Raw genomic sequence first — 24,175 nt, 5'->3', positions numbered from 1 at the left:
ATGACGACATGTGAGGGGCGCGCCCTCACACCATCGCGGCGAGCATGTCCTTGATCTTGACGAAGGCGAAGCCGACCGAGCTGTCGGCGATGCCGTACGGCAGGAACAACGTGTCGCCGTGCTTGATCGCGCCGCAGCTGTAGACGACGTTGGGCACATAGCCCTCACGGTCCTGGTCCTTGGCGGCGAGGATCGGCTCGCGGGTACGGCCGAGCACCTTCGACGGATCGTTCTTGTCGAGCAGCGCCGCGCCGATCGAATATTTGCGCATCGCGCCGACGCCGTGGGTCAGCAGCAGCCAGCCCTCGTCCAGCTCGATGGGCGGGCCGCAATTGCCGATCTGCACCAGCTCCCACGGGAAGACGGGCGTCAGGATCTTCTCGCCTTCGTCCCAATGTTCCAGGCTGTCGGACTTGAGCAGGAACAGATTCTCGCCGTCCTGCCGGCCGATCATCATATATTGGTCGCCGACCTTGCGCGGGAACAGCGCCATGCCCTTATTGCGCGCTGCCGGGCCAGACATCGGCACGAGATCGAACGCGCGGAAGTCGCGCGTGCGCATCAGCTCCGACTGGATCACCGAGCCGTTATAGGCGGTATAGGTGCCGATCCATTCGTAGCTGCCGTCCTCATGCTGGAAGTGGACGATGCGCAGATCCTCCAGCCCCTTCGACTGGGCGCGGGTGATCGGGAAGATGACGGTGCCCGACAGCGTCGAGTCGCGGTGCCGCCAGACCGTGACCGGCCCCTCCGGGATATCGTCCTCGCCGACGCCCACGACGTCGGTCGCGGTCGCGAACGGCGGCTCGGGTGCCAGCTTCAATTCGTTGCCGCTGGTGATGATGCCCTCGCGGAACGCGACCGAGGAGATATGCCCCTCGCCCACCGAGCGCAGGCTCATCAGGATACGCATCGATCCTTCGGGCATGCCCGACTGGTCGAAATGCGGCACCGCGCTGGGGTTCATCAGCGCCGCCGCGGCATAGCTATACTCGTGGCAGAAATAGGCGCCGATCAGCTGGCGCTTCTCGTCGCTGATCGCGCTGCCGTCGAGACCCAGCAGATCCTCGATCTCGTCGTAGCGTGTCATGAAGACGCGGCGCGTCTGCCAGTGCCGGGCCTCGAAGTCCTTGAGCACGATCTCGAGCTGCTCGCGCGCGTCGTCCACCGACATTTCGAGCACTTCGCCAACCAGACGCTCGGTCCGGTTGGGCGGGCCGCCCTTGCCGCCCCACGCGATGTGGAACGGCCGGACGACCACGCGGGACGGATCGGCATGAAGCCGCAAGCGGTGGTTAAACAGATCCATCGCGGTGTGTAAGCCTCGCCGGTCGGGTCGTTGACGATGTGTCGCCCGAACCGATCAGGCGACGCGCGTCGTCCCTGCCACGCCTTGGACCGACTTTGAAAGCCCCGAAATCGCGCAACTGGCCAGTTGGAGCGCCAAAATGGATTCGGCGCCTTGGTTGCGGTTGAGTCCGGTCGGCATGAGCCCGTCGAAACAGCCGCCATCCGCCGGGCTGGCGAGCGGCAGGTCCAGGTCGTTCTGACCCAGATACCAGGCATAGGCGCGGTCCGCCTCCGCCACCCAGCGCGGATCGTTGGTCGCGCGCCATGCCGACAGGCAGGCGTCGACCGTCGCCTGCGCCTCGAGCGGCTGCTGGTCGAATTGCAGCGGATCGGCATAGGGCCGGCCGAAGCTCTCGGTGCCGACAGCGCGGAAACGTCCCTCGGGCGAGGTCTGCTTGGCGACGATCCAGTCGAGCGTCTCCAGGCCGCAATCGATCAGGTCCTGGCGCTCCAGCGCCTGACCGGCGACGATCAGCGCCTGCGGCAGGCGGGCGTTGTCATAGGCGAGAACGATCTCGAACCACTGCCATTCCGGCCGGCGTGCTTCGGCAAGCAGCGCAAGGTGATCGTCCGGGAACCGCTCCAGGATCGATCGCGCCAGTTCGTGTCCCGGCGACGCTTCGAGCATCGCCGCCGCGCCGAGCATCGCGAACGACTGCGCCCGCAGCGATCCAAGGTCGAGCGCCAGGCTGGCAGTCGCGTCGAACATGTTGCGTGCCCAGTCGCGATGCTTCGGGTCCTTGCCGTCACGCGCGGTGACGCCGAGCGCCCAGATCGCGCGGCCGTTCGAATCCTCGGAGCCGACGTCCTCGCACCAGGTGCGGTCGAAGTTCATGAAGTTGCGGAAGCGGCGCTCGTCCGGGTTCCAGGCATATTGCACGAACGAGGCGTAGATCGTCGTCCACTTGTCGCGCTCGACCGGATCGAGGTCGTCCATCGCGCTCATCAGCATCAGCGCGCGGGCATTGTCATCGATGCAATAGCCATGGCGACGATCGGGCACCGAATAGATCGAATGCTGGAGCATGCCGGTCGCGTCGCTCATCCGCTCGACCGCGGCGAAGTTGGGCTTCAGCGCGCGCACGCCCTGCTGGGCCTGCGCCAGCCGCCTAGGGCGGGTGGCGACGGCGACCTCGGTCTCATGCAGCGTCGCTTCGGCCAGCCGCGGCCAGATCATCGTGCGACCGCGATCATAGGCACGCTGCGCCAACCGGGTCCGGTCGCGCGCGCTGGTCAGAAGTCGATCGATCTCGCGCGCAAAAGCGCCGACGTCGCGGAAGTCGACCAGCACCCCGTGGCCGTCCGCGAGGATTTCCGTCGCATGGACATAGGGCGTGGAGATCACCGCCTTGCCGACGCCGACCGCATAGGACAGCGTGCCCGAAGTGATCTGCGCCGGGTTCAGGTACGGCGTCGCGTAGATGTCGGCCGCCTGCAGATAGTCGATCAGCTCGTTATGCTCGACGAAGGCGTCGATGAAGGCGACGTTGCCGCCGACGCCGCGCTCCTCGGCCAGCGCCTTGAGGCGGTCGCGATAGGCTTCGCCCTCATGCGCGACGAGATTGGGGTGGGTCGCGCCCAGCACGACGTAGAGCAGGTTGGGATGGCGCTCAGCCACCGCGGGCAACGCCTCGATGATCGTCTCTATGCCCTTGTTGGGGGCGAGCAGACCGAAGGTGAGGACGACGTCGCGCCCTTCCCAGCCGAAGCGCGGCTTGAGCGTCTCGGGGTCGACGAACGGGCGGTCGGGCACGCCGTGCGGGATCATCGCGATCTGGCGCGGCGCCGCACCATAGACGCGGCGCAGGATGTCGCGGCCGCGCTCGGCCATCACGACGACCTTGGCGGCGCGGCGCAGCAGCCCTTCGAGCACGCGGCGTTCGTCGGCATTGGGCTTTTCGAGCACGGTGTGCAGCGTGACGATCACCGGCAAAGTCGTCCGGTCGAGCAGCGCGAGCAGATGCTCGCCCGCCGGACCGCCGTAGATGCCATATTCATGCTGCACCCAGATCGCCTGCGCGCCGCTCGCCTCGATCGTGCGGGCGGTGGTCAGATAGGCGGACAGGTCGTTCTGCGGGATCGTGCCGGTCACCGCGGGCGGATAGTCGTAGCGTCCCGGATGATCGTCCATCGCATAGACATCCACCCGGACGTCGGGGAAGCGCGCGCGCATCGCTTCGTACACGTCCGTGGTGAAGGTCGCGAGGCCACATTGGCGCGGCAGGAAGTTGCCGATCATCGCCAGATGCTTGATTGCGTCGCCGTTCGCCGCGGTCGTGAGCATGCCCGTCCCTTCGTAGATGCAACCCTGTGGCGGAGCCACAACCTTGCTATCGGATGAACACGCTCACGACCCAAAGGTTGCAGTGATGTTGCGCTGCACCTAACCGATCGCGTTGATCTCGATCAACCCCTGCCGCGGTACGGCGGCACGCCCTGATCGGGCAGCCACAGCTCGGCAGGCGGCGGCCCGGACTGCCAGAACACGTCGATCGGGATGCCGCCGCGCGGATACCAATAGCCGCCGATCCGCAGCCACAACGGCTTCATCTCGTTGAACAATCGCTGCCCGATGCCGACCGTGCAATCCTCGTGGAAGCCGGCGTGGTTGCGGAACGCGCCGAGGAACAGCTTGAGCGACTTCGATTCGACGATCGTCGCGCCGGGCGCATAATCGATGACGAGATGGGCGAAATCCGGCTGGCCGGTGACCGGACACAGCGAGGTGAATTCCGGCACTGCAAAACGCACGAGATAGGTCGTACCGACGCGCGGATTGGGAACATAATCGAGCACCGCTTCTTCGGGAGATGCGGGCAGCTGGCTGGCCTGGCCGAGATGCTTTGGGGTCATGCCCCGCCATGTAGGACGTCGACCCCAATATGAAAACGCTCGTTCCGGTCCTCGGCGACCAGCTCAGCATGACGCTTTCCTCGCTGCGCGACGCCGACCCCGCCGATACCATCGTGCTGATGATGGAGGTGGGCGACGAGACGACCTACGTCCGCCACCACAAACAGAAGATCGCCTATATCCTGTCGGCCATGCGCCATCACGCCGCGGCGCTCGCCGAGGCAGGCTGGACCGTCGACTATGTCCGCCTCGACGATCGCGACAGCAGCGGCAGCTTCACCGGCGAGATCGCCCGCGCCGTCCAGCGCCACGCCCCCGACCGGATCGTCGTCACCGAGGCCGGCGAATGGCGCGTCGTCGCGATGATCGAATCGTGGGAGACGATCTTCGGCATCCCCGTCGCGATCCGCAGCGACGATCGCTTCCTGTGCGACCATGCCGAATTCGACGCCTGGGCAAAGGATCGCAACCAGCTGACGATGGAATTCTTCTACCGCGTCATGCGTCGCAAGACCGGGTTGCTGATGGACGGCAAGCAGCCGGTCGGCGACCGCTGGAACTTCGACAAGGAAAATCGCAAGCCGGCGAAGAGCGACCTGTTCATGCCGCGCCCGCACGCCTTCGCGCCCGATGCGATCACGCAGGAGGTGCTGGCGCTGGTCGCCGAGCGGTTCGCCGATCACCCCGGCACGCTCGACGGCTTCAGCTATGCCGTCACCGCCGCCGACGCCGATTGCCAGGCCGCTTATTTCCTGGAAAAGGCGCTGCCGCAGTTCGGCGATTACGAGGATGCGATGCTCACCGGCGAGCGCTATTTGTGGCACTCGATCCTGTCGCCCTACATCAACTCCGGGCTGCTCGATCCGCTCGACCTGTGCCGCCGCGCCGAGGCGGAATATCGCGCCGGCCGCGCGCCGCTCAACTCGGTCGAGGGCTATATCCGCCAGATCATCGGCTGGCGCGAATATATGCGTGGCATCTACTGGCGCGAGGGGCCGGACTATGTGACCCGCAACTTCCTCGACCATCATCGCAAGCTGCCCGGCTGGTACTGGACCGGCGAGACCGACATGCACTGCCTCAAGGAGGCGATCGGACAGACGCTCGCCACCGCGCACGCGCATCATATCCAGCGGTTGATGGTGACGGGCAATTTCGCGCTGCTGATCGGCGCCGATCCCGCCGAGGTGCATCGCTGGTACCTCGAAGTCTATATCGATGCGTACGAGTGGGTCGAGCTGCCCAATACGCTCGGCATGAGCCAGTTCGGTGACGGCGGGCTGCTGGGATCGAAGCCCTATATCTCCTCGGGCGCCTATATCGACCGGATGAGCGACTATTGCGGCAAGTGCCGCTACGACGTGAAGAAGCGCGTCGGCGAAAATGCCTGTCCGTACAACGCGCTCTACTGGGACTTCCTCGTTCGCCACGAGGACAAGCTGGGCGACAATATGCGCCTGCGCATGCCCTACAGCACCTGGAAGAAGCAATCTGCGCAATCTCAAAAGGAAACCCGCGCTCAAGCCGCAACTTTCTTGCAGAGTCTCGACACGGCGGGTGAAGATGGCTATTGACCGCGGCGGGCGCTCCTCCCCAGTCGTCGGCCCGACTAACCCGTGCGAACGTAGGGAGAGTGTGTGATGGACGCGTTGGTGACCACCGAATGGCTGGCCGCAGAATCGGGTGCGAGCGATCTGCGGATCGTCGATGCCACCTATTTCGCCAACTTCCCCGGCGAGACGCCGCGCGATGCCGCCGCGGAATATGAGGCGGCGCATATTCCGGGCGCGGTGTTCATGAACCTCGGCGAATTGCGCGACACGGAGAGCGATCTGCCGATGATGCTGCCGAGCGCGGAGAAATTCGCCAGCCGCATGCAGAGCCTCGGCCTCGGCGACGGCAGCCGCATCGTGCTCTACGACAATTCCCCGCATCATACCGCGGCGCGGGCGTGGTGGATGCTGCGCACCTTCGGCGCGCACGACGTCGCGATTCTCGACGGCGGCCTCGCCAAATGGCAGGCCGAGGGGCGCGAGACGGCGAGCGGCAAGGAAAGCCTGCGCCATCGCCACTTCACCGTCTGGGCCGACGCGAAAAACGTCCGCACGCTGGCGCAGATGAAGGCCAATGTCGACAGCGGCGCCGAACAGGTGGTCGACGCGCGTTCGGCGGCGCGCTTCACCGGCGAGGAGCCCGATCCGCGCCCGGCGACGCATGCCGGCCATATCCCCGGCTCGAAGAACCTGCCGCAGGGCAAGCTGTTCAACGCCGACGGCACGTGGAAGCGGGGCGAGGCGCTACGCGAGGCGTTCGCCGCGGCGGGGGTCGATCTCGATCGGCCGATGGTCGCCACCTGCGGTTCGGGCATCACCGCGGCGGTGCTCGCCTTCGGCGCGCATCTGGTCGGCAGGGACATGCCCATCTATGATGGCAGCTGGTCGGAATGGGGAGCGGATCGCTCGACGCCCAAGGCCATGGGAGCCAAGGAAACCGTTGACGGATAGCAACACGACCGACCGCGATCTGGGCGACGCCACCCGCGTCGTCCAGGCCGGCCGGCGCCCCGAATGGACGCAGGGCATCGTCAATCCGCCGGTCTGGCGCGCCTCGACGATCCTCTACGACAGCATCGCCGATCTGCGCGCCAATGCCGGCCGCGATACGCATCACCGCCTCTATTACGGCCGGCGCGGCACGCCGACGCAATGGAGCCTCGCGGACGCGCTGACTTCGCTGGAGCCGGGTGCCGAAGCGACCTTCCTCTACCCCTCCGGCGTTGCGGCGATCGCGGCGGCGCTGCTGTCAGTGCTCTCGCCCGGCGACGAATTGCTGCTGGTCGACAGCGCCTATGACCCGACACGCGGACAGGCGATGCAGTTGCTCAAGCGGTTCGGGGTCACCACCCGCTTCTACGATCCGCTGATCGGCGCGGGGATTGAGGCGCTGATCGGCCCGGCGACGAAGGCGATCTTCATGGAAAGCCCCGGCAGCCTGACCTTCGAGGTGCAGGACGTGCCGGCGATCGTCGCGGTCGCCAAGGCCCGCGGGCTGGTGACGATGCTCGACAACACCTGGGCGACGCCCTTGTTCTTCCCGGCGATCGAGAAGGGCGTGGACCTCACCATCCTCGCCGCGACCAAATATGTCGTCGGCCACTCCGACGTGATGCTCGGGTCGGTCACCGCCGCGCCGGGGCATTTCGCCCGGCTGCGCGATACCAGCTTCCAATTGGGACAGGTCGCCTCGCCCGACGACAGCTGGCTCGGCAGCCGCGGGCTGCGGACGATGGCGGTGCGGCTGGCGCAGCATCAGCGCAGCGCGCTGGAGATCGCCCGCTGGCTCGAGTCGCGGCCCGAGGTCGCGCAGGTGCTGCACCCGGCGCTGCCCTCCTGCCCCGGCCACGACCTCTGGGCGCGCGACTTCAAGGGATCGAGCGGGCTGTTCTCGTTCGTGCTGAACGGCGGCACCGAGGCGGCGCGTGCGGCGCTGATCGACACGCTCGACCTGTTCGGCATCGGCTATAGCTGGGGCGGGTTCGAAAGCCTCGCCATCCCCGCCGACCCGGCGCGCATCCGCACCGCGGCGCCGCGCGACTATGCCGGGCCGATGGTGCGGTTGCAGATCGGGCTGGAGGATGCGGGCGACCTGATCGCCGATCTGGAACGGGGGCTGGCGGCGTTCCGCGCGGCGGGATAGCCCCGTTCTCCCTACCAGGCAGGCTATCGCATATCAGGCGCGCCGGGTTCCAAGTCCGCTCCGTCACCCCGGACTGGTTCCGGGGTCCACTCTGCGGCGAGGAGAAGGGTTTGAGCCGACACCATCCGCTTGCGGCGGGGTGGACCCCGGAACGAGTCCGGGGTGACGGATCTGTTGTACGAGCCGATCGAACCAGCACAGGGTCGATCATGCCCCCGGCGTGATCTTGGATTGCCGGGGCGATCCAACCCTGTGCCCCCGCTACGCGAGGGAGGACTTGGTTACTGCGCCGACGCCTTGGCGTCCTGACCGTCGCCTTCCGGTGCCGCGACAATGTCGCGGGTCGTCGCGCCCTTGTCGACGACGTTGGTCGCTGGGTCGCCGACCGACGAGCGGATGCCCGTATCGGCAACGTCGCCGCCGGCCTGGCTGACGACGCCATTCTCCGCGGCGCTGCGCTGCGGGTTGCCGCCGAACAGCGCCTGGAGCGTCTGCGCGGTGTTGGCATTGTCCTGCGGGCGCGCCGCGCCCGGCTGCGGCGGCACCAGCGAATAATCGGGCGGGATCACCAGCGGCGCCTGGCGCGCGACCGCGAATTCGTCGGGCCGGGCGCGGTCATAACCGCGCTTGCCGCAGCCCGAGAGGAGGACGACGCAGGCGAGGCCGGCGAGGATCGGAACTGACTTACGCATGGGGATTCTCCGAGGGAATGTCGCGCTTGTCGCGCATCAGAAGCGCGCGGACAAGCAGCACCAGCACGCCGAGAGTGATCGCCGCATCGGCGACGTTGAACACGAGGAACGGCCGCCAGTCGCCGAAATGCAGGTCGGCGAAATCCACGACATAGCCGAACCGCACCCGGTCGACGATATTGCCGAGCGCCCCGCCGAGGATCGCGCCGAGCGCCATCTGGTCGGCGCGATGCGGCTCGCGCGTCATCCATATTGCCACCGCAAGCGCGATCGCGCCGGTCATCGCGACCAGCGCCCAGCGCATCGTGTTGCTGTCCGCGTGCAGCAATCCCAGCGAGATGCCGTGATTGGCGACGAAGCGCAGGTTGAAGAAGGCGGTGATCGTCCGCTCGGCGGTCAGCTCGTTGAGCTGCAGCACGTCGGTGATCGTCACCTTCGTCACCTGGTCGACGAGGAACAGCAGGGCCGCGGTCAGCAATCCGGCGATCGGGGCCTTATGCATGGGCGACGACGCCCTCGCAGCGCGCGCACAGCGCGCCGTCCACCGTCACTTCGGGCAGGTGACGCCAGCAGCGGCCGCATTTGCGGTAATCGGTGCGCGTCACGGTGACCTCTTCGCCGGGCGCGACCCTGGCGACGATGAACGTCTCCGCCAGCGCCTCCGCCGACAGCGGCAGGTCGGGCACGGTCACCTCCGCCTCTAGGCTGGAGCGCACTGTCTTCTCGCGGCGCAACGGCTCGATCGCCTCGGTCACGCTGGTGCGCAGCCGGCGCACGTCCGCCCAGTCGGTGCCGAGCGGCTCGTCGCCGGGCAGCGCCGGCAGCTCGGGCCATTCGAGGAAGTGGACCGAGCCGTCCTCGCTCGGGAAGCGCGCCTGCCACACTTCTTCCGCGGTGAAGCAGAGGATCGGCGCGGCATAGCGGACCAAAGCATGGAACAGCGTGTCGAGCACAGTGCGATAGGCGCGGCGCTTCGGATCGCTTGGCGCATCGCAATAGAGCGAGTCCTTGCGGATATCGAAGAAGAAGGCCGACAGATCCTCGTTGGCGAAATCGGTCAGGCGGCGCAGGTAGCGGTTGAGCTCATAGCCGTCCGCCGCCTCGCGCAGGTCCATGTCGAGCTGGCCGAGCAAGGTGAGCACGTAGCGCTCCAGCTCGGGCATCGCCTCCACCTCGACCCGCTCGCTCTCGTCGAAGCCGTCGAGCGCGCCGAGCAGATAGCGGAAGGTGTTGCGCAGCTTGCGATAGCCGTCCGAGGCGGTGCCGAGCACCTCCTTGCCGATCCGCACGTCATCGAAATAGTCGGTCGAGGCGACCCACATGCGCAGGATGTCGGCGCCGCTCTCGCCGATCACCTTCAGCGGATCGACGACGTTGCCGAGGCTCTTCGACATCTTGCGCCCCTGCCCGTCGAGCGCGAAGCCGTGGGTCAGCACCGCGTCATAGGGCGCGCGGCCGCGCGTGCCGCAGCTTTCGAGCAGCGACGACTGGAACCAGCCGCGATGCTGATCGCTGCCCTCGAGGTACAGGTTGGCGCGGACGTCCTCGCCGTAGCGTGCCTCGACGGTGAAGACGTGCGTCGAGCCGCTGTCGAACCAGACGTCGAGGATGTCGTTCTGCGGTTCGTAATCGGCGAGATCGTAATCCGGCCCGAGCAGAAGCTGGTGATCGGCGGTGAACCACGCATCCGCACCGCCGTCGCGGAAGGCGGCGACGATCCGCGCATTGACCGCGGGATCGTTGAGATAGTCGCCGGTCGCGCGGTTGACGTAGAGCGCGATCGGCACGCCCCAGGCGCGCTGGCGGCTGATGACCCAGTCGGGCCGCCCCTCGACCATCGAGCGGATGCGGTTCTGCGAGCGCGCCGGCACCCAGCGGGTGTGCTCGATCGCGTCGAGCGCGGTCTCGCGCAGCGTCGCGCCGTTCGACGCCCCCTCGCCGCTGTTGAGGATCGGCCGGTCCATCGGGATGAACCATTGCGGCGTCGCGCGGAAGATCACCTTCGCCTTCGACCGCCACGAATGCGGATAGCTGTGCGCGAAATCGTCCGAGGCGGCGAGCAAGGCGCCGACCGCGCGCAGGTCCGAACAGATCGGGCCGTCCGCGCCGACGAACTTCTTGTTGATGACGCTGCCCTGCCCGCCGAGCCACGCCCAATCGGGCCGGTAGAAGCCCGCGCCGTCCACGGCAAAGACGGGTTCGAGGCCATTGGCCTTGCACAGCAGGAAGTCGTCCTCGCCATGATCGGGTGCCATATGGACGAGGCCGGTGCCGGCATCGCTGGTGACGAAATCGCCCGACAGGAATGGCCGCGGCCGCGCGAAGAAGCCGCCGAGCGCATGCATCGGGTGACGCGCGGTCGCCCCTTCCAGCGCACTGCCCTTGACCAGCGCGACGACGGTCTCGAGCGTGATACCGGTGCGCTTGCCGAACGCCGACAGCAGGTTCTCCTCGACGAGGAAGCGCCGCCCGCCGCTCTCGAACAGCACATAGTCGAGCGCCGGATTGTAGGCGAGCGCCTGGTTGACCGGGATCGTCCACGGCGTCGTCGTCCAGATCACCGCGGTGGCGCCGACCAGCAGCTCGCTCTCGGGTGCGGTCGCGATCTCAAACCCGACGTCGATCTGCGTCGAGACGACGTCCTCATATTCGACCTCGGCCTCGGCGAGCGCGGTCTTCTCGACCGGCGACCACATCACCGGCTTGGCGCCGCGGTAGAGCTGGCCGCTTTCGGCGAACTTGAGCAATTCGCCGACGATCGTCGCCTCGGCATCATAGTTCATCGTCAGATAGGGATCGGCCCAGTCGCCCATCACGCCCAGTCGCTGGAACTGGTCGCGCTGCACGCCGACCCATTGATCGGCATAGGCGCGGCATTCGGCGCGGAACTGCGCCACCGGCACCTCGTCCTTGTTATGCTTCTTAGCGCGATACGCCTCCTCGACCTTCCACTCGATGGGCAGGCCGTGGCAATCCCAGCCGGGCACATAGGGCGCATCCTTGCCCATCAGCGACTGGCTGCGGACGATGATGTCCTTCAGCACCTTGTTCATCGCATGGCCCATATGGATGTCGCCGTTGGCATAGGGCGGGCCGTCGTGGAGGATGAACAGCTCGCGCCCGGCGCGCTGTTCGCGCAGCCGCTGATAGACCCCGATCCGCGCCCAGCGTTCGAGGATCGCCGGCTCCTTCGCGGCGAGCCCCGCCTTCATCGGAAAGTCGGTCTTCGGCAGGAAGACGGTGTCGCGCCAATCCTTGGCGGTGTCTGAGGCGTCGGTCATAATCGCTGGGGTCTTATCGTGAGTGTCGGTCAGGACAAAGCGCATAAACGAGACAGGTTAAGCATCGAGCAACGCCCGCGCCCGCGCGCAATCGCGCTCCATCTGCGCCGTGAGCGCGTCGAGGCTGTCGAACTTCGCCTCCGGCCGCAGATAGTCGATCAGCGCCACCTCGATCGGCTGGCCGTACAGATCGCCCGAGAAATCGAAGAAATAGGGTTCGAGCAGTTCCTTGGGCGGATCGAAGGTCGGCCGGATGCCGAGGTTCGCCGCGCCCTTCAGCACCCGCCCGTCGCCCAGCCGCGCGGTAACGGCATAGATGCCGTAGGCAGGACGCAGATATTTGCCCATGTCGACGTTGGCGGTGGGATAGCCGATCGTCCGGCCGAGCTTGTCGCCGTGCTGGACGATCCCCTCGATCGCGAACGGCCGGGTGAGCAGTCGCGCCGCGCCGCGCGGATCGCCCGCGCGCAGCAGCGTGCGGATGCGCGTCGACGACACCGGCTCGCCGTCCAGCGTCACCGCGCCGACCGTCTCGGCGACGAAGCCATGCGCCCGGCCCCGCTCGGCGAGCAGATGCACGTCGCCGCTCTTGCGATGGCCGAAGGTGAAATCCTCGCCGGTCACCACCCCCGCCGCGGCGAGGTTGGCGTGCAGCCGCTCGGCGATGAACCGCTCGGCGGACAGCGCGGCGAGCGCCGCGTCGAACTGGAAGACGACCATCGCATCCACCCCCGCTTCGGCGAACAGCCGCTGGCGCTGGTCGAGCGTGGTCAGCCGGAACGGCGGCGTGTCGGGGCGGAAGTGGCGCACCGGATGCGGATCGAAGGTCGCGACCAGCGCCGGCCGGCCGGCGGCATGCGCGCGCGCCACCGCCCGGCCGACCACCGCCTGGTGCCCGAGGTGAAAGCCATCGAAATTGCCGAGCGCGACGATCCCGCCCGCCAGATGCGACGGCACCGCCGAGCCACCGTCCAGCCGCTCCATCGCCGGGGCCTTACGGCGCGCGCCGCCGGGGAGCAACAGGCGACGCACCCCCTTTCCGCGCTCCCGCCACCGGGAGTAGGGTGGAGGCATGACGACCCTCCCCTTCCTCGGCAACGGCCTGACGCCCGAGCCGATCGTCGCCCGCCTGCTCGCGCAGCCCGGCGTGCAGAAGGTGCCGAGCCCCAAGCTCGACCTGTTCATCGCGCGCGACTTCATCGGCCCCGTGCTGTGCGACGCGCTGATCGAGCGGATCGACGCGGTGCGCCGCCCATCGACGATCGCCGACCCCAATGGCGACGCCGCCTTCCGCACCAGCGAAACGGGCGACCTGTCGGCGAGCGATCCGGTGGTGCAGGCGGTCGAGGCGCGGCTGGCGGCATTCACCGGCCTCGACCCCGCATATGGCGAGCCGTTGCAGGGACAGCGCTATGCGGTGGGCCAGGAGTTCAAGGGCCATACCGACTATTTCGAGCCGCAGGGCGCGGACTTCGAGCGTTATTGTTCGGTGGCGGGCAACCGGACGTGGACGGTAATGGTCTATCTCAACGCACCCGCGGCGGGCGGCGCGACGCGGTTCAAGGCCGCCGACAAGATCATCCAGCCGGAAACCGGTAAGCTGGTCGCCTGGAACAACCGGCGAGCCGACGGGTCGCTCAATCCCGCGACGCTGCATCAGGGGATGAAGGTGCGCGACGGGGTGAAATACGTGATCACCAAATGGTATCGCGAACGCGTATGGGGGTGAGCCCGCAAGTCCTCCTTCCTGAGGGGGCGGGCTCTTGCACATGGCCGTTCGGGTGAGCCCATCGGATCCCAGGTCCACCCCGTCACCCCGGACCGAGTCCGGGGTCCACTCCGCGGCGAGGAGAAGGGCTTGATGCAACGCCATTCTCTTGCGCCCGGGTAGACCCGGAACCAGTCCGGGGTGACGATGCTGGCGAGGAGCCTGGTCGAACCTCCCCATCTCAGCCAGATGCGTTAGGCTCAGAACGTCGCGCTGACGCCGAGGCTGAACACGCGGCCGAGATTGTACCGGTTGATATAGACCTCGGTGCCGTTGGCGAAGGTCTGGCTCTCGCGATAGCGCGTGCGGGTCAGGTTGCGCGCCTCGGCCTTGATCTCGAACTTGCCGCCCATCAGCTCGACGCCCTGCCGCGCGACGAGGTCGAGGCGGATGCCGGGATGCTCGACGATGTCGGGCTGGAACCCGACGCCGGACAGGTTCGACGGACCACGATTGGTGACGCGCTTGCTGGCGTAGTTGAACAGCAAGGTGATCTGCGACAGCGCCGCGCTATCCTCGATCCCGAGCTGCAGATTGACGAGATGGTCCGACTGGCCGGTCAGCGGCGCCCCGTCGCGGAACAGCGAGGATGCCGGGGCAAACCCTTCCCCACAGCCACCGGTCGGCTGCGTCGAAGAGGCGACCGACGGTGCGCAATTGCCATCCGCCGTGATCTTGGACTTGGTATAGGTATAATTGGCGACGAGCAGCGCGCGCCGGGTGGCGAAAAAGTCGCCACCGAAGACATCGGCGAGCGGGAAATATTTCTGCAACTCGACCTCGCCGCCGTACAGCGTCGCCTTCGGCAGATAGGTGAAGCCGGTCTGCAACCGGTCGTCGGCACCGGTATAGAAGCCGACCTGTTCGATTGGGTTGTCGATCCGCTTGTAGAAGCCCGCCAGCGTGAAGCGCTGATCGCGCTTGAAGAACCATTCGTAACGCGCTTCGAGATTGTACAGCTTCGAGTCGCGCAGCAGCGGGTTGCCGAAGAACAGGCGGTCCGAGTCCGGATCGCGGAACTGCTGCGGCGCCAGTTCGCGGAACTGCGGGCGCGAGATCGTCTTCGAGGCGCTGGCACGCAGCTGCATGTCGGCGGCGAAATTCCACGTCAGGGTGGAGGCCGGCAGGAAATAGTCGTTCTTCAATCGGGTGAGGCCCGTCGTGACGCCAAACGGCGTGACCCGCTCGTCCCCGCGTTCGTAGCGCACACCGATCACCGCGCGCAGTCCGTCGAACGCCTCGCCTTCGGCCTGCACATAGCCGGCATGGACATCGAGGCTGGCGTCATAGCGATAGGCGCCCGCCGCCGTGTTGAACTGCAACTCGATGGTGCACGACGGCGTGGTGGTCGGGCAGGCGTTGTTGAGCACGTCGGGGCTCAGCAGATAGTCGGGCCGCAACAGATTGTAGGGATAGCCCGGTGCGGTGCCGCCGCCGCGCGAGGTCTGATAGTTGAACGGCAGGCGTGACGAAACGCGGTCGGTGCCCTGATAGAAATAGCCCGCCGACAGCGTGATCGGTCGATCGGCGTCGATCTTGTACGAGGCGTCGGCCTGACCGGTCCACAGATCCTCGTTCAGTTCGCTGAAGATGATCGAGGCGAACGGGGTGAAACGCTGCGTCACCTGATAGGCGCCGTTGCACTGATACCCGCCCGCCTGTTGCAGGCCGTCGCTGGTGATCGGGAGGCCCGTCGTCGTGGTCGGCGAGCAGAGATAGTCGAACTGCCGCTCGTAGGGCGCATTGCGCTTGGAATTGGCGTAGGCGCCGCGCGCGTCGACCTTGAACGCATCGCTCAGCTTGAACTCACCAACCAGCTGCGTCTCGATGAGCTGCCGTTCGAACCAGTTGGTGTTCTGCTGGAAACGCAGACCGCTGGCATTGTTGTACAGCGTCGCCGCCGAGCCGCGCCCCTGCTTCAACGTGTCGTGGATATAGACGTTGGTCCAGCGGATCGTGTTCTCGCCGAATTCGAGCCCGACGCCGATCAGCGCGTTGGCGACGATGCGATTGTCGGTCAGCACGGTGGTGAAGTCGTTGCGGAGCGTGCCGTCCGGCGAAACGCTGTCCTGCTGGGTGGCAGATCGGGTGCGGAAGGTGTTGCTCGCGCTCAGCGAGGCGATGACGCCGAGACGCGACGATCCGATATCATAGACCGAGCCACCACTGATCTCGCCCGACCAGTTCGCCGGCAGCTGGTTGTTGCGCTGGAGCAGCGTGGTCGATGCGTTGGACAGCTGCGCGACCTGCGCGGTCGGGATCAGGCCGCTGCCCGTGGGCGCGTTCTTGATGAACGAGGGCACCTTGCGCGTGCCGTCGTCATAGCCGATCCAGTCGGCATCGCCGCCTGCATAGGTATAGCCGAGCTCGCTCGTCGTCGCGTCGTCAGCCGCGATGGTGGCGCCGAACGAGACGAAATTCTTGTCGGGGATCGCCTTGGTCGTCAGGTTGATGACACCGCCGCCGAACTCGCCGGGGTAGTTCACCGAATAGGTCTTCTGGACCAGCGCCGAGCCGACGATTGTCGTCGGGAAGATGTCGAGCGGCACCGAGCGGCGCAGCGGTTCGGGACTGGGCAGCGGCGACCCGTTGAGCAGCGACGAGGAATAGCGGTCGCCGAGGCCGCGGACGTAGACGAAGCCGCCGCCGACCACCGACAGGCCGGTGACGCGGGTCAGCGCCCCGGCGATATCGCCCTCGCCGGTCCGCGCGATGTCGGCGCTCGACAGCACCGCGACGATCTGCGGCGTCGAGCGGACGACGTTGGGAATGTTGCGGCCGACGACGACGATATCCTCGACATCGCCGTTCATGCCGGGCGCCGAGACTTCGACCGGCGCGTCCTGCTGGTCGGTCGAGGTCGGCGCCGCGCTCTGCGGATCGGTGGTGCCGCCGGGGTTCGACGTGGCGGTGGTCGAGGTCTGCGCCGGGGCGGGTGCCGGCGACGCGGTGCCGCCAGCGGTCTGCGCGAGAACCGCCGGCGCCACGAGGGTGGAGGACATCAATAGAAGGGTGGCGAAAGCGAGCCGCTGCGGCATGACCGTCAATCCCGGATCAGGAGTCTGGATACAGGTGTCCGCAGGTGACGGGATCGCCACCTGCGGCACCGTTGCTGTGAAGGGGCACCGGCGGCGCCCCCGGCCTCAGCGGCCCTGGCAGGCGAAGTAGATCGAGTTGAACGACGGCGGACCGAAGTCCTGGAGGTTCGGATCGGCCGGGCGCACCGTGGTCCGCACGCCGTTGACCTGTTCGCCCGCGACGATGTTGACGCAGGCGACGCCCGACGGGGTACGGACGACGCCGTTGACGAAGCGCATGTCCGAGCCGCCGCGCTGGCGGATCGCGGCCGGCGCCGCCGCGGTCTGGATGAAGGTGAAATTGGCGTAGGTGGCGAAGGTCCGCGGCAGCAGGTCCTCGGCATTGTTCGAGTCGATCTCGGTCGAGAAGCTGTCGACCGTCGCACCCGAAGCCTTCTGGATCGCGATCATGAACTGCATGAAGCCGCGATAGCCGTTGTCGATGTCGAAGCCGTCGTCGTCCGCGCCGGTGATCGCGATATACTTCAGGTTGCTGGTGCCGCCGAAGATCTCGATGCCGTCATCCGCCGAGTTGTGGCTCTGGATGTGATCGAGCTGCGTGCTCGACCCGGTGCCGCCGAGCGTCAGGCCCTGCAGTTCGTTGCCTTCGGTGATGGCAATGCCCGAATAGCGGATCTGGACATAGGACATCGTGCCGCTCGAATCGGCGGTGTTGGTGCCGCCGTAGAATTTGCCGGTCACGCCCTCGATCGCCAGTTCGCACGGCCGCTGCGGCGTGCCGCTGCCGGTGACGCACACCGCGGTCGGCGCGCGGCCGAGCAGGATGACGCCGCCCCACAGGCCCTGGCTGCCGTCGCCGAAATTGTTGTTGCCGCCCAGGTTCTGCTGCGCCGTGAAGATGATCGGCGCGGCGCGCGTGCCGGTCGCGTTGAGCTTCGAACCGCGGTTGACGAGCAGCAGGTCGTTGGTCGGCTCGCTCGAATCGGCTGCAATGACGACGCCAGGCTGGATCGTCAGCGTCACGCCGGCGCCGCCGTTGGCGCCGAGATCGGCACCGACCTCGGTCTGGCCGCGGAGACGATAGAAGACGCCCGAGATCTTGGGCAGGTTCGTGTCCTTCGAGATATTGAGCGGCAGGCGGCAGGCACGGAAGCCCTGCACCAGCCCGTCGTCGATCGTGTCGGCCGGGCACGCCGCGGTTGCGCCGCCGCTACCGATTGCCGCGGTCGGTACTGCCGAGCAGGAGGCACCGCTACCGCCGAAGCTGGTGCCCGGCGCGTTGCAGGTCCAATCCTGAAACGCCGTATCGTTCGGCCCGTTGAGCGCACCGACGAAATCGGTCTTGGTGAAGAAGGCGTTGATCAGCGACGGATCAGCGGCCGGGGTCAGCGACGTTGCCGAGGTCGGGTAAACGCCGTTGAGCGTCGAACCGACACCGTTGACGTTGTTGTTGGTTCCCGTGTTGATGATCGCGAGCTGCTCTTCCGCCGTCACGGTGATGGCGTTGGCGCCCGTGCCGACCGTCGTGGCGGCGGCGAACTGCGCCGCAGTGATCGCCGACGGGGTCGGCGACGGGGTGGGGGCGGTCGGCGTGGGGGTCGGGCTGACGATCACGACGCTGCCGGCACCCGGCGAGGCGACGCTGTCGGCGCCGCCGCAGCCGGCCAGCGCCAGACACGCGGTTGAGGCCATGAGGATTGCGCCGATGCGCGTGTGGCTCGCCATGATCGAAAGCTCCCGGTCGATAGTCGTTGTGACGGTCGGCCAAGGCTCCCCCTTCGACCGATCCCTGGAGCCGCGGTACGAGCGGTAAATGACGCCTGAATGAGATTCAGGAGACGTTTCAGTGACGAGGATGTGACGGTTTTGTTGCGACGGGAGTGGACCGCGGCAGCGAGCCATATGGCGCAAGCATCTGAACGATCTCAGGATTGCGTACTAACACAAATCCTCCCCCGCCAGGGGGAGGTGGCGCGGCGAAGCCGTGACGGAGGGGGAGGACACGGAACGAACGTGTCACTTTACCTCCCCCTCCGTCATGCCTGCGGCATGCCACCTCCCCCTGGCGGGGGAGGACTTTGCGGCGACGATGAATGCCGATTCGGCCTCCCTCTTCTGCGCCCCCTCCGCGGCACACCCACCCCAGACGCAAAACGGGCGCCCTCCCTTCGGAGGACGCCCGCCGTTTCGGATCAGGCGAGACTTACTTGTCGCCGTCCTTCACGCCGATCGCGGGAACCGAGACGGTTTCCTTCTCGGTCTTCACCTTGGGGACTTCGACGGTGGTTTCCTTGGTGCCGACGACGACCTTCTTCGAATCGAGGTCGACATCCGGCAGCGAGCCACCCTTGGCGCTGACATCGACGGTCGGCAGCGAGCCCTTCTTGGTGACGTCCGCGCTCCAGAAGCCGGTCAGGAACAGCAGTGCGACGATGATGATCGCAACGACCGCGATGATCGCGAGCACGCGGCCCGCGCCGCCGCGGCGTTCGACGATGACGCGGTCGCCGTTGCGGTCGGTCGTATAGTCTACCATGATCTCTCTCCCTTAGAACTGAGAGACTTAATTCGGCGGACGAAGGATTGTTCCCGCCCCGCAACGACCAATGCGGACGCGATCGTCAGCGCGCGCCCCCGCACACGGGACGCCAAGAAACCAAAAAGCCCGCCGATCGTGCGATCGGACGGGCTGATATGGTGGGCGCGACAGGGATTGAACCTGTGACCCCACCCGTGTGAAGGGTGTGCTCTACCGCTGAGCTACGCGCCCGAAACCTGTCGGAGGCGCGCCTTTACGGGGCGCCGCCGCCGCTGTCCAGTCTCAGTTTACCGAATCTTTCAGGCCCTTGCCCGCTTTGAACTTCGGCTGGTTCGATGCCTTGATCGTCATCGGCTCCAGCGTGCGGGGATTGCGGCCCTGCGACGCCTTGCGCTTCGAGACGGAGAAGGTGCCGAAGCCCACCAGGCGAACCTCGTCGCCCTTCTTCAAGCTGTCGGTGATCGCGTCGAACACCGCTTCCACCGCCTTGATCGCATCGCCCTTGGCGAGCCCCGCGGTGTCGGCGACCGTCGCGATCAGCTCTTGCTTGTTCATGGAATACTGCCCCCTTCGAACCTTTGGAAGAATCATTGCCAAGCCAGAACGACCACTAAGGCCGCCTCGCCCGGCAGAGTCAATCGATACCGCTGCGTCCGGTGGGACGCAGCGGTTTCAAAACGTTAAGGCGTCGCCCTAACCGCGATCGGCTCAGTGATGCAACTCACCACCGGCGGGTGCAACCCCGGCCGGGGGCAAGGCGGCGAGTTCGTCGGCGTCCGTCCATTCGATCGCGACGAGCGGTTCGGTCAGCGCGAGCTTGAGCACCTCGTCGACGTGGCTCACCGGCACGATGGTGAGCCCGTCCTTGATGTTCTGCGGGATGTCGGCGAGATCCTTCTCATTCTCCTGCGGGATCAGCACCGTGGTGATGCCGCCGCGCAGCGCCGCGAGCAGCTTTTCCTTGAGGCCGCCGATCGGCAGCACCCGGCCGCGCAGCGTCACCTCGCCGGTCATCGCCACGTCCTTCTTGACCGACACGCCGGTCAGCGTCGAGACGATCGAGACGACGAGGCCGATACCCGCCGACGGACCGTCCTTGGGCACCGCCCCTTCGGGCAGATGGATGTGGATGTCCTTGCGGTGGAACAGCGACGGCTTGATGCCATAGCTCGGGCTGCGCGCCTGGACGAAGCTGAAGGCGGCCTGCACCGATTCCTTCATCACGTCGCCGAGCTTGCCCGTCGTCTTGACCGCGCCCTTGCCCGGCACCGTCACGCTCTCGATCGTCAGCAATTCGCCGCCGACCTCGGTCCAGGCGAGCCCGGTAACCGCGCCGATCTGATGCTCGGTCTCGCCGAGCCCGTAGCGGAACTTCTGCACTCCGGCGAACTCGTGGAGGTTCTCGGGCGTGATCACGACGCTCGTCGCCTTGCCCTCGAGGATCTGGCGCAACGCCTTGCGCGCCAGCTTGGCGATCTCGCGCTCCAGCGTGCGCACGCCCGCCTCGCGGGTGTACTTCTGGATCAGCGCGCGCAGGCCCTCGTCGGTCAGCGTGAACTCGCCGGCCTTCAGGCCATGCGCCTCGATCTGCTTCTCGATCAGATGGCCCTTGGCGATCTCGACCTTCTCGTCCTCGGTATAGCCTTCGAGGCGGATGATCTCCATCCGGTCGAGCAGCGGCTGCGGCAGGTTGAGCGTGTTGGCGGTGCACACGAACATCACGTCGGACAGATCGATGTCGATCTCGAGATAATGGTCGTTGAACTTGCCGTTCTGCTCGGGGTCGAGCACCTCGAGCAGCGCCGAGGCCGGGTCACCGCGGAAATCCTGGCCGAGCTTGTCGATCTCGTCGAGCAGGAACAGCGGGTTGGACGTGCCGGCCTTCTTGAGGTTGGTCACGATCTTGCCCGGCAGCGAGCCGATGTACGTCCGGCGATGGCCGCGGATCTCGGCCTCGTCGCGCACGCCGCCGAGGGACTGGCGGATGAACTCGCGGCCCGTCGCCTTGGCGATCGACTTGCCGAGGCTGGTCTTGCCGACGCCCGGCGGCCCGACGAGGCACAGGATCGGCCCCTTCAGCTTGTTGGTGCGCGCCTGCACGCCGAGATATTCGACGATCCGGTCCTTGACCTTCTCGAGCGCATAATGGTCCTCGTCGAGCACCGCCTGTGCCGCGGCGATGTCCTTCTTGATCTTGGACTTCTTGCCCCAGGGCAGGCCGAGCAGCACGTCGAGGTAGTTGCGCACGACGGTCGCCTCGGCGCTCATCGGCGCCATCGTCTTGAGCTTCTTGAGCTCCGACGTCGCCTTGGTGCGCGCCTCCTTGCTCAGCTTGAGCGTCGCGATCTTCTGCGTCAGCTCGGCGATCTCGTCGCCGTCGCTCTCGTCGTCGCTGTTGCCCAGCTCGCGCTGGATCGCCTTGAGCTGCTCGTTGAGATAATATTCGCGCTGCGTCTTCTCCATCTGACGCTTGACGCGGCTCTTGATCTTCTTCTCGACGTGGAGGACGCCGAGTTCGCCTTCCATCAGCGCATAGGCCATTTCCAGTCGCTTGACCGGGTCCGGCTCGACCAGCAGCGCCTGCTTGTCGGCGACCTTGACCTGCACGTTGGCCATGATCGCATCGGCGAGCTTCGACGCCTTGGTGATCTCGGTGAGCTGCTGCGCGGTCTCGTTGGGCAGCTTCTTGTTGAGCTTGGCATAGGTTTCGAACTGCTCGATCGCCGAACGCATCAGCGCCTCGACCTCGACGCCCTCAGCCTCGCGCTCCTCGAGCATCTCGACGGTCGACTGGAGGTAGCCGTCACCCTCCGACAGCTCGCCGAGACGGCCGCGCGCCTTGCCTTCCACGAGCACGCGCACGGTGCCGTCGGGCAGCTTGAGCAATTGCAGGACGGTGGCGGTGACGCCGACCTCGTACAGATCTTCGCGGCCGGGATCGTCCTCGGCCGGATCGAGCTGCGCGACGAGGAAAATCTCCTTGTCCGCGCCCATCGCCGCTTCGAGCGCGGCGACCGATTTGTCGCGCCCGACGAACAGCGGCACGATCATGTGCGGGAACACGACGATGTCGCGCAGCGGCAGAACGGGGAATGTGATCATGGGTACTCCGGTGCCACTTCGAACAGAATGGCTTTGATACACTATATGGGGATCGGGGCGTATCCATCAATCGTCGCGATCAGGCCACGGCGGGTCTTGTCATCCTCGGGCCGAGCGCCGAAACCCGCCGCGTCCATTCGGGAGTACAGAATGCCGCTTCGCCTGCCGTTCGCCGCCCTCTTGCTGCTGTCGACCAGCGCGTATGCCGCCGAACCGGGCAAGCCGCCGCTCAGCGCGCAGACCGCGGCGTCGGGCGGCCCGCTCGACCCGGCGCAGAAGAAGGTGACGTTCGACACCGCCGACCTGCAGATCGAGGTCGATCCCGCCCGCGAGGTCATCAACGGCACCGCGACGCTCGTCTTCACCGCCAAGGAGCGGACCGACCGGCTCGTCGTCGATCTCGACAAGAATTTCACCGTCACCGCGGTCACCGTCGACGGCGTCGATCCGGCGAGCTTCGCCAATCCGGAAGGCCGGATGACGATCAAATTGCTCAAGAAGGCCGCCAAGGACGCCAAGCTCACCGTCAAGATCACCTATGGCGGCCGCCCGCACACCGCGGTGCGCGCGCCGTGGGACGGCGGCTTCGTCTGGGCGAAGACGCCCGACGGCAGCCCCTGGGTCGCCACCGCGGTGCAGGGCGAGGGCTGCGACCTGTTCTGGCCGTGCATCGACTATCCGACCTACGAGCCCGAGAAGGTGACGCTGCACATCACCGTGCCCAAGGGCCTGAAGGCGCCATCGAACGGCAAGCTGCTCGGCGTCGACCATCTCGACGACGGCCGCAGCACCTGGAACTGGGAGGCAGCGCACCCCAATCCCTATGCGATCGCGCTCAACGTCGGGCCGTATGAGGAACTCACCGGCACCTACAAGAGCCGGTTCGGCAACGAATTCCCGATGACCTATTGGTACCTGCCCGGCGAGAAGGACAAGGCGGAGAAACTGTTCGCCGAATTCGCCCCGACGCTCGACTTCTACGAGAGCGTGGTCGGCCCCTACCCCTGGGCGACCGAAAAGGTCGGCGTGGTCGAGACGCCGCACAAGGGCATGGAGCACCAGACGATCAACGCCTACGGCAACGACTATGCCAAGGCGCCCGAGGGGTTCGACTGGCTGTTCCAGCATGAGTTCGGCCACGAATGGTTCGCCAACCAGATGACCGCGCCCAATTGGGACGATTTCTGGATGCACGAGGGCTTCACCTCGTACATGCAGCCGCTCTACGGCCGCTGGCGCGAGGGCGAGGCGCGCTATGCCGCGATGATGCTCGACATCCGCAAGAACATCCTCAACCAGTCGGCGCTGGTCACCGGCAAGCCGCAGACCGCCGACGACGTCTACAAGACCTCGCCGGGGCGCGGCGGCGACATCTATTACAAGGGCGCGTGGATCCTCCACACGCTGCGCAACGCGATCGGCGACAAGGCGTTCGCCGAGGTGCTGCGCTGGACCGTCTACGGCCGCGCCGATCCGGCGCCGGGCAATTTCCAGCCGCTGTTCCGCAGCACGCCCGAATTCATCGGCTACGTCAAACAGGTGACGGGGCAGGACTGGCAGTGGTTCTTCGACGTCTATCTTTACCAGGCGGCGCTGCCCAAGCTGGCCGTAACGCGCAACGCGACGCAGCTGACGCTGAAATGGACGACGCCGACCAACAAGCCCTTCCCGCTGCCGGTCGAGGTGTTGGTCGACAATGTCGTCCAGACGGTGCCGATGACCGGCGGCGTCGGCACGATCACCGTGCCGGAGGGCGCGCATGTCGTCGTCGATCCGATGGCGCGCGTGCTCAAGCAGGACGATGCGATCGACGCCTATCAGGCGTGGAAGGCCGCGCAGCCCAAGCCCAAGTGACC

17 protein-coding genes and 1 tRNA gene are annotated in these 24,175 nt (G+C 66.5%); 5 read left to right on the top strand and 13 right to left on the bottom strand.

Annotated features, from left to right (window positions below; translation table 11 throughout):
- Positions 1-25 precede the first annotated feature (25 nt).
- The 3 genes from HD841_RS13470 to queF all read right to left on the bottom strand — a co-directional run bounded on the left by HD841_RS13470 (position 26) and on the right by queF (position 4,203).
- Complete coding sequence (locus tag HD841_RS13470) at positions 26-1,309, bottom strand: glycoside hydrolase family 130 protein (protein WP_179509359.1); 1,284 nt, start codon at positions 1,307-1,309, stop codon at positions 26-28.
- A 54-nt stretch (positions 1,310-1,363) separates the two neighbouring features.
- A complete protein-coding gene (locus HD841_RS13465; protein ID WP_179509358.1) occupies positions 1,364-3,634 on the bottom strand; it encodes a glycosyltransferase family 4 protein in 2,271 nt (756 codons plus the stop codon).
- A gap of 122 nt (positions 3,635-3,756) precedes the next feature.
- A complete protein-coding gene (gene queF / locus HD841_RS13460; RefSeq protein WP_179509357.1) occupies positions 3,757-4,203 on the bottom strand; it encodes a preQ(1) synthase in 447 nt (148 codons plus the stop codon).
- Positions 4,204-4,232: 29 nt separating this feature from the next.
- On the opposite strand from queF, the gene HD841_RS13455 reads away from it, so the two are divergent.
- The 3 genes from HD841_RS13455 to metC all read left to right on the top strand — a co-directional run bounded on the left by HD841_RS13455 (position 4,233) and on the right by metC (position 7,899).
- Positions 4,233-5,777, top strand: a complete 1,545-nt coding sequence (locus HD841_RS13455) for a cryptochrome/photolyase family protein (protein WP_179509356.1) — start codon at positions 4,233-4,235, stop codon at positions 5,775-5,777.
- Between the two features lie 66 nt (positions 5,778-5,843).
- On the top strand, positions 5,844-6,707 hold the full coding sequence (sseA, locus tag HD841_RS13450) for a 3-mercaptopyruvate sulfurtransferase (RefSeq protein ID WP_179509355.1): 864 nt from the start codon (positions 5,844-5,846) through the stop codon (positions 6,705-6,707).
- Positions 6,658-7,899: a cystathionine beta-lyase gene (gene metC / locus HD841_RS13445; protein WP_373563024.1), complete on the top strand. Its 1,242-nt coding sequence runs from the start codon at positions 6,658-6,660 to the stop codon at positions 7,897-7,899. Before sseA ends, metC begins: the two co-directional genes overlap by 50 nt.
- Before the next feature lie 281 nt (positions 7,900-8,180).
- Here metC and HD841_RS13440 read toward each other — a convergent pair whose 3' ends face one another.
- The 4 genes from HD841_RS13440 to HD841_RS13425 are packed head-to-tail and all read right to left on the bottom strand — an operon-like array spanning position 8,181 to position 12,856.
- On the bottom strand, positions 8,181-8,591 hold the full coding sequence (locus HD841_RS13440; protein ID WP_179509353.1) for a DUF3035 domain-containing protein: 411 nt from the start codon (positions 8,589-8,591) through the stop codon (positions 8,181-8,183).
- Complete coding sequence (lspA, locus tag HD841_RS13435) at positions 8,584-9,093, bottom strand: signal peptidase II (RefSeq protein ID WP_179509352.1); 510 nt, start codon at positions 9,091-9,093, stop codon at positions 8,584-8,586. Before lspA ends, HD841_RS13440 begins: the two co-directional genes overlap by 8 nt.
- Positions 9,086-11,872: an isoleucine--tRNA ligase gene (gene ileS / locus HD841_RS13430; protein ID WP_179509351.1), complete on the bottom strand. Its 2,787-nt coding sequence runs from the start codon at positions 11,870-11,872 to the stop codon at positions 9,086-9,088. The genes lspA and ileS overlap by 8 nt, the downstream gene beginning before the upstream one ends.
- A 57-nt stretch (positions 11,873-11,929) precedes the next feature.
- The gene (locus tag HD841_RS13425) at positions 11,930-12,856 is read right to left on the bottom strand and encodes a bifunctional riboflavin kinase/FAD synthetase (RefSeq protein WP_179509434.1); all 927 of its coding nucleotides are present in this window, start codon (positions 12,854-12,856) and stop codon (positions 11,930-11,932) included.
- A gap of 88 nt (positions 12,857-12,944) precedes the next feature.
- On the opposite strand from HD841_RS13425, the gene HD841_RS13420 reads away from it, so the two are divergent.
- Positions 12,945-13,601, top strand: a complete 657-nt coding sequence (locus HD841_RS13420) for a prolyl hydroxylase family protein (protein WP_179509350.1) — start codon at positions 12,945-12,947, stop codon at positions 13,599-13,601.
- A 239-nt stretch (positions 13,602-13,840) separates the two neighbouring features.
- Here the strand turns inward: HD841_RS13420 and HD841_RS13415 are convergent, their stop codons facing one another.
- The 6 genes from HD841_RS13415 to lon all read right to left on the bottom strand — a co-directional run bounded on the left by HD841_RS13415 (position 13,841) and on the right by lon (position 22,319).
- Positions 13,841-16,678: a TonB-dependent receptor domain-containing protein gene (locus tag HD841_RS13415; RefSeq protein ID WP_179509349.1), complete on the bottom strand. Its 2,838-nt coding sequence runs from the start codon at positions 16,676-16,678 to the stop codon at positions 13,841-13,843.
- Positions 16,679-16,783: 105 nt separating this feature from the next.
- Positions 16,784-18,403 carry a hypothetical protein gene (locus HD841_RS13410; protein WP_179509348.1) on the bottom strand — a complete coding sequence of 540 codons (1,620 nt, stop codon included), beginning with the start codon at positions 18,401-18,403 and terminating at the stop codon, positions 16,784-16,786.
- Positions 18,404-18,881: 478 nt separating this feature from the next.
- Positions 18,882-19,214, bottom strand: a complete 333-nt coding sequence (locus HD841_RS13405; protein WP_179509347.1) for a hypothetical protein — start codon at positions 19,212-19,214, stop codon at positions 18,882-18,884.
- Positions 19,215-19,373: 159 nt separating this feature from the next.
- A tRNA-Val gene (locus tag HD841_RS13400) sits at positions 19,374-19,448 on the bottom strand.
- Between the two features lie 51 nt (positions 19,449-19,499).
- Positions 19,500-19,772 (bottom strand): HU family DNA-binding protein, encoded by a 273-nt coding sequence (locus HD841_RS13395; RefSeq protein WP_179509346.1) that lies wholly within the window; start codon positions 19,770-19,772, stop codon positions 19,500-19,502.
- Between the two features lie 153 nt (positions 19,773-19,925).
- A complete protein-coding gene (gene lon, locus HD841_RS13390; protein WP_179509345.1) occupies positions 19,926-22,319 on the bottom strand; it encodes an endopeptidase La in 2,394 nt (797 codons plus the stop codon).
- A gap of 150 nt (positions 22,320-22,469) precedes the next feature.
- Here lon and HD841_RS13385 point away from each other — a divergent pair, with 150 nt between their 5' ends.
- Complete coding sequence (locus tag HD841_RS13385) at positions 22,470-24,173, top strand: M1 family metallopeptidase (protein WP_179509344.1); 1,704 nt, start codon at positions 22,470-22,472, stop codon at positions 24,171-24,173.
- Positions 24,174-24,175 lie beyond the last annotated feature (2 nt).

The organism is Sphingomonas melonis, assembly GCF_013409985.1.
Taxonomy (GTDB): domain Bacteria; phylum Pseudomonadota; class Alphaproteobacteria; order Sphingomonadales; family Sphingomonadaceae; genus Sphingomonas; species Sphingomonas melonis_A.
This window is presented reverse-complemented; position numbering and strand designations above follow the sequence as displayed.

What these genes read in the sequence shown, in the direction of transcription:
- HD841_RS13455 (WP_179509356.1), top strand. Translation starts at nt 4,233, where the DNA reads ATGAAAACGCTCGTTCCGGTCCTCGGCGACCAGCTCAGCATGACGCTT.
- ileS (WP_179509351.1), bottom strand. Translation starts at nt 11,872, where the DNA reads ATGACCGACGCCTCAGACACCGCCAAGGATTGGCGCGACACCGTCTTC.
- queF (WP_179509357.1), bottom strand. Translation starts at nt 4,203, where the DNA reads ATGACCCCAAAGCATCTCGGCCAGGCCAGCCAGCTGCCCGCATCTCCC.
- HD841_RS13420 (WP_179509350.1), top strand. Translation starts at nt 12,945, where the DNA reads ATGACGACCCTCCCCTTCCTCGGCAACGGCCTGACGCCCGAGCCGATC.
- sseA (WP_179509355.1), top strand. Translation starts at nt 5,844, where the DNA reads ATGGACGCGTTGGTGACCACCGAATGGCTGGCCGCAGAATCGGGTGCG.
- lspA (WP_179509352.1), bottom strand. Translation starts at nt 9,093, where the DNA reads ATGCATAAGGCCCCGATCGCCGGATTGCTGACCGCGGCCCTGCTGTTC.
- lon (WP_179509345.1), bottom strand. Translation starts at nt 22,319, where the DNA reads ATGATCACATTCCCCGTTCTGCCGCTGCGCGACATCGTCGTGTTCCCG.
- HD841_RS13470 (WP_179509359.1), bottom strand. Translation starts at nt 1,309, where the DNA reads ATGGATCTGTTTAACCACCGCTTGCGGCTTCATGCCGATCCGTCCCGC.
- HD841_RS13425 (WP_179509434.1), bottom strand. Translation starts at nt 12,856, where the DNA reads ATGGAGCGGCTGGACGGTGGCTCGGCGGTGCCGTCGCATCTGGCGGGC.
- HD841_RS13440 (WP_179509353.1), bottom strand. Translation starts at nt 8,591, where the DNA reads ATGCGTAAGTCAGTTCCGATCCTCGCCGGCCTCGCCTGCGTCGTCCTC.
- HD841_RS13395 (WP_179509346.1), bottom strand. Translation starts at nt 19,772, where the DNA reads ATGAACAAGCAAGAGCTGATCGCGACGGTCGCCGACACCGCGGGGCTC.
- HD841_RS13385 (WP_179509344.1), top strand. Translation starts at nt 22,470, where the DNA reads ATGCCGCTTCGCCTGCCGTTCGCCGCCCTCTTGCTGCTGTCGACCAGC.
- HD841_RS13410 (WP_179509348.1), bottom strand. Translation starts at nt 18,403, where the DNA reads ATGGCGAGCCACACGCGCATCGGCGCAATCCTCATGGCCTCAACCGCG.
- HD841_RS13415 (WP_179509349.1), bottom strand. Translation starts at nt 16,678, where the DNA reads ATGCCGCAGCGGCTCGCTTTCGCCACCCTTCTATTGATGTCCTCCACC.
- HD841_RS13405 (WP_179509347.1), bottom strand. Translation starts at nt 19,214, where the DNA reads ATGGTAGACTATACGACCGACCGCAACGGCGACCGCGTCATCGTCGAA.
- HD841_RS13465 (WP_179509358.1), bottom strand. Translation starts at nt 3,634, where the DNA reads ATGCTCACGACCGCGGCGAACGGCGACGCAATCAAGCATCTGGCGATG.